A 255-nucleotide genomic window follows, 5' to 3' on the forward strand; every position below is an offset into this window, starting at 1 on the left:
CAACTACCTGCGAATAAGCGGTGGGTTTCATAATTAATGTTGCCTGGAAGTAACCCCTTAAGCAAGCCAATATTGGCATCATTAAAAACATCCAGCTAACTGCTCGAATCAAACTATCTAATCTGAGGTCTCCCATTAAGGCAGCGATTGACGTTGCCTTAATTTGAAAGATGATAAATATTAATCCACCAAAGATTGAAAGCATAATAAACAGTTGTCTTAAGAGGGCTTTTTTCTGCAATGTTGTTTCCTGCT

At 38.0% G+C, this 255-nt stretch carries 1 pseudogene; it reads right to left on the minus strand.

Annotated features, from left to right (window positions below):
- Positions 1-241, minus strand: a pseudogene (locus tag FD688_RS07385) (polysaccharide biosynthesis protein); the annotation flags it as partial.
- Positions 242-255 lie beyond the last annotated feature (14 nt).

The organism is Apilactobacillus kunkeei (assembly GCF_005930975.1).
In the GTDB taxonomy this organism is placed as follows: Bacteria; Bacillota; Bacilli; order Lactobacillales; family Lactobacillaceae; genus Apilactobacillus; species Apilactobacillus kunkeei_E.